This is a genomic window from Accumulibacter sp. (assembly GCF_031732815.1).
In the GTDB taxonomy this organism is placed as follows: domain Bacteria; phylum Pseudomonadota; class Gammaproteobacteria; order Burkholderiales; family Rhodocyclaceae; genus Accumulibacter.
Genome location: NZ_JAVMKF010000186.1, coordinates 1 through 4,023 on the forward strand (window position 1 = coordinate 1; position 4,023 = coordinate 4,023).

At 64.2% G+C, this 4,023-nt stretch carries 4 protein-coding genes; all 4 read left to right on the top strand.

The features are described 5' to 3' along the window. Positions 1-254 (top strand): cyclic nucleotide-binding domain-containing protein (locus RKP46_RS12190; RefSeq protein WP_311106889.1); only part of this gene is annotated, 254 nt, incomplete at its 5' end. Positions 255-913: 659 nt separating this feature from the next. Next, complete coding sequence (locus RKP46_RS12195; protein WP_311106890.1) at positions 914-1,822, top strand: hypothetical protein; 909 nt, start codon at positions 914-916, stop codon at positions 1,820-1,822. A gap of 243 nt (positions 1,823-2,065) precedes the next feature. Further along, the gene (locus RKP46_RS12200; RefSeq protein ID WP_311106891.1) at positions 2,066-2,926 is read left to right on the top strand and encodes a M15 family metallopeptidase; all 861 of its coding nucleotides are present in this window, start codon (positions 2,066-2,068) and stop codon (positions 2,924-2,926) included. 55 nt (positions 2,927-2,981) lie between these two features. Beyond that, a complete protein-coding gene (locus RKP46_RS12205) occupies positions 2,982-3,455 on the top strand; it encodes a hypothetical protein (protein ID WP_311106892.1) in 474 nt (157 codons plus the stop codon). The last annotated feature ends 568 nt before the right edge of the window (positions 3,456-4,023 follow it).

Sequence of the window (4,023 nt, forward strand, 5' to 3'; positions counted from 1 at the left end):
AGGACGAGTGGCACATCGGCACTTTCGGCCGCGGCGCCTTGGTCGGCGAGATGGGCTTCCTGGATAGTCGGCGACGCTCGGCGGACGTGCTGGCGGTGACCGAGGTCCACTGTTTTGTCCTCTCGCGCCAGCGTTTCGACGCGCTGGCGAGCGAAAACAGTCAGGCCGCGGCGCAGATCTTTTCAGGAATCGCCGTCGTGCTCGCTCAGAGAATCCGCCTCCTGAACAAGGAACTGAGAATCCAGCGCTCGTGAGCAGCATTTGGCCGGCGAGCGAAATGCGGTTGCCGAAGGAACGGCGCGCTTCGCGTGGCCAGGACAGACGCTGGCCGGTCGCTGCCCTGTGCTCTGAGCGTCGCTGAGCAGGCGCCTTGCGCGTATCGTCGCCAGTCTGGCGGCAGCGGCGCGGCTCAGCATTGTGAGTCTTTCGCTTTGGCAAGGTCGGCGGCGGAACGGCCGGCTATTTCGTGCGCAAGGCAAGCAATCGTCGTCCAGCCTGAATTGCGCGAGCATCAGCGGGCGCCGCAATGTCCCTTCCGCGCACCCGTCTGAAGCGAGCTGACAGCACGCACCGGGGGACAATCGGCGAGGCGGGCAGATTCCCTGTAGACGAGCGGGTTGGCTGGGTGCAAAATCACGTTTATCCGAGGCTTAGCGCACTGTCGTGCGAGTCATCGTGCCCGCGCTCGACTTCCCGGTCAGGCGCTCGGGCAAGAACCTGGTGGCTTGCTGAAGCGATGCGGACTGGAATTCTGGTCGCAATTCTGCTGTACGCGTAGCTGAGGACCTTTCACCGGGCTGATTGGCGATGAGGGCAAGCCAGCCGCGAGCGCGGTCAGCCCGCGCGGCGAGCTCGATTTTGCATTTGGACGGCCCGATGGCGATTGCTCGAACGGCCGTTTCGGGGGGTACCTATGGCAGCCACATGGGTTCACGCGGGAATCACCAAGCGCGAAATGGCGAGGTTTGGCTTCTCGGATCGCGCCTGCGAGATGGCCGCGACGGCGAACAAGCGGGTGGACGAGAAGCAGGGCAACAGCCCCGAGGAAACCCACTTGCACGCGATGCGCGGAATGGTGCGGGACGCCTCGGGTCAGCCCGTCCCGGAGGCCGGCGAGGCAGCGCTTGTGGCGACGCGAAAACTGGTCGAAGGCGCCCAGACGAGCCTGATCGATGCTATTCGGGAACTGGCGGGCGTCAGCGACCAGCGGCAAAGGTCGCTCAGGAGCCGAGCCATCGTGGAGTCTCTTGGCTGTGCCTTGCATACGGTTCAGGACATGGAGTTCCATGCTTACGGAATCTGGCGTCATGACGGGATATTTCAGGCGTTGATCAGTGATCTGCTGGGGACTGGCTTGCACGCTGTGCATGATCTTGGGCGTACGGAAGCAACGGTCGAGAGCGCTTCCAATCGGGGTGGCCGCTGGGGGGTGGCCGTCGACATTGGTGTCGTACCATCGCGGCGTATGTCTGAGCGAGGAGTCGGGTTTTTCGTCCAGGGGGCGGTCAGGAGGGGCGGGGGTGAAAGGGAGGAACGGCTTGCCGTAGGCGGGATACGGATTGGTGGTGGCTTTTCCGGCGTGCGCCAGCCGCCTCCGCGCGGCGGGAGTCTCGGGTATTCTGATGACGCCGCTTCCCTGCAGACGATGCGAGGACTGTCCGCGCTCGGCCGGGCAAGCTCTGGCCCGGTGGCCAACGTGCTCAACCGGGCGGAGCAGGCGACGCGGGAGTTCTTGCGCCAGATTGAACAGGCGACAGGGCTGTTGCCATCAGGTCAGCGCCCTTGGGCTGACCTGGTCAGCCTCACGCGTGGCTGGGCATAGGCGACGAGATCGCACGATGTTGGGTGGTGCGTGGTGGGCGATCAGCGATCAGCGATCAGCGCGGGTCGTCGTGGCAAGAGGAAAGTATGGACGCCGGCGTGCTCGACGCGGCGTTCGCAGAGGGCTGTCGAACTTTGCGGTAACTTGATGTATTCGCGCCGTTCAGCGCTGTCGCCGGGCGTCCCGGCCAGATTGCTGGTGGCTTGTCGCAGCATTTCGGGATGATGTGGAGGAGGAAGTCAAGTGCAGATCACTATCGAAGCTTCGGTCGGTAAGCTGGGCAGCAACAGGGTGGATGACGTGGTCAAAGTGCAGCACTTGCTCGCTCAGCAGGGAATGCCTGTTGGGCGCGCCGATGGGAAGTGTGGGCCACGAACCATCGCCGCTATCACAACTTTTCAGGCAGGCTTCCTGCACCGCCCCGATGGCCTGGTCGAGCCCGGAGGAAAGACCTTGAAACGCCTGAGCATGGTCGGTTTTCGTCCGGCGGCCAGTGGCCCGGTCGCAGCTGCTGTTGTTTCGCCGCAGGAGATCAGGAAGGAGGTAGCCGCCGACGCGGGAACTTCGCTGACGCGTCTGGTCGCGAGGAGCTCGCTCGGTCCGCTCAATTCGGGGCTCACCGCGGTCAGCAACAGCTATATGCTGAAGCACCTGGGCAAGCCGCGCGAGTCCTTCAGCAGCAATTGCCAGCCGGTGACCAATCAAAAGTTGAAGAAGCACATCAAGACGGCGTCAGTCGGCCCGTTCAGAGTGACGGGACTCTCCCCGGCAGTGGACAGTCTGGGCCGGATCATGGCCGATATTGCCAAGAAGCAGCCCGACGTCTATGCGCTGCTTGGCACTGCCGGCATGCTGTGCTGTCGCTATGTGCGTGGCTCGACGACTTCGATTTCCAACCACTCGTGGGGTACGGCGGTCGACCTGACGCTGAACAAGGTGCTGGATAAGCGCGGCGACGGGATGGTGCAGTATGGGTTGACCGTGATCGCTCCGATTTTCAATGAGCACGGCTGGTATTGGGGCGCCGGGTTCCATACCGAGGATGCGATGCATTTCGAGGTCGGACGCGCGCTCCTGGATCAGTTTGTGCCGGATATCAAATGACCGCCTGCGATCCGCCTGGCTGGCGCCAGGCGGTCGCAAGCACCGAGGAAGTCCAATGCGTCCCTTTTCAGCCATCAGGATCGCCCTTGTGCTGGGCGCGGTATTTGTTGCTCAGGCGCTTCTCGGCGCGCAGGAGACCCTCGGACGCAAGGATTGTCGGTTTGTCCGGCCGCCGCAGTGGGCTGAGCGCAGCCTGAACTGGGACGGGCAATGCCTGGCCGGAAAGGCACATGGCCTCGGCGTTCTGCGCGCATACCGGAAAGGTGAAGAGCCCATCGTGTTCTACGGCAGAATGGCGCAAGGCGAAATGGCGCTCGGCGTCATCGAGACTCGTGCTGGCTATCAGGCGGGCCGATTTTCCGGTGGCAGCACGGTCGATGAGCAAGCGCGCGAGGTGATCATCGACGCATTCGAACGGGCAAGCGCAGCGGCACGAGCCTTCAGCCAGCGACTCGGCAAGGCGGGCAACCAGGCCTCGGCGGCCCACTATCTGAGGAAATCGGAGGAATTGGCACGGCAGATGGACTGAGCCAGAGGCCGGCATGTGCAGGCGAGTCGCCTTGCTTGGGCAGGGCGGCATCGTCGCCGATGCACGCTCATCGCGCTGCCGAGGTCGCCCGGCGTCGGCGGGAGCTGGCCGAGCAGCGCCTGTCCAGCTAAGGCGACGCCACCGAGCAGGAATCCCCGATGCTCCCCGGCCTGGTCTGATCGGCGGCAATGCGCCGTGCAGCACATCCGCGCGCATTGGGGCGATGGCGCTGAATCCTGCGGCTGCCTGCCGGGACGTGCGCCGGGCCAGGCAGACCGGCGAAGCAACGCGGGTCGGCGTTCAGCCTCGCCGCGCCAGGGCGGGTGCCGGGAACGCTCGTGATGAAACGCCGATCAAGCGCGGCCGGCCCGCCATGCGGAGCAGCGCCGGCCAGAAAGGATGTCGCGTGCCTACTCGACCTTCGCCTTGCTGCGCAGTTCTCCGACGAACTTCTGCAGTTGCTCCTGCTGCAGGCGCTGCAAGAGTTGCGGTTTGACCTGATCGTAGGTCGGTGGAGTGAGCGGGCGACTGTCGTCAACCTGGATCACGTGATAGCCAAAATCGGTCT

Bases quoted from the DNA above. Each gene is read 5' to 3' on its own strand.
- RKP46_RS12205 (WP_311106892.1), top strand. From the start codon at position 2,982: ATGCGTCCCTTTTCAGCCATCAGGATCGCCCTTGTGCTGGGCGCGGTA.
- RKP46_RS12195 (WP_311106890.1), top strand. From the start codon at position 914: ATGGCAGCCACATGGGTTCACGCGGGAATCACCAAGCGCGAAATGGCG.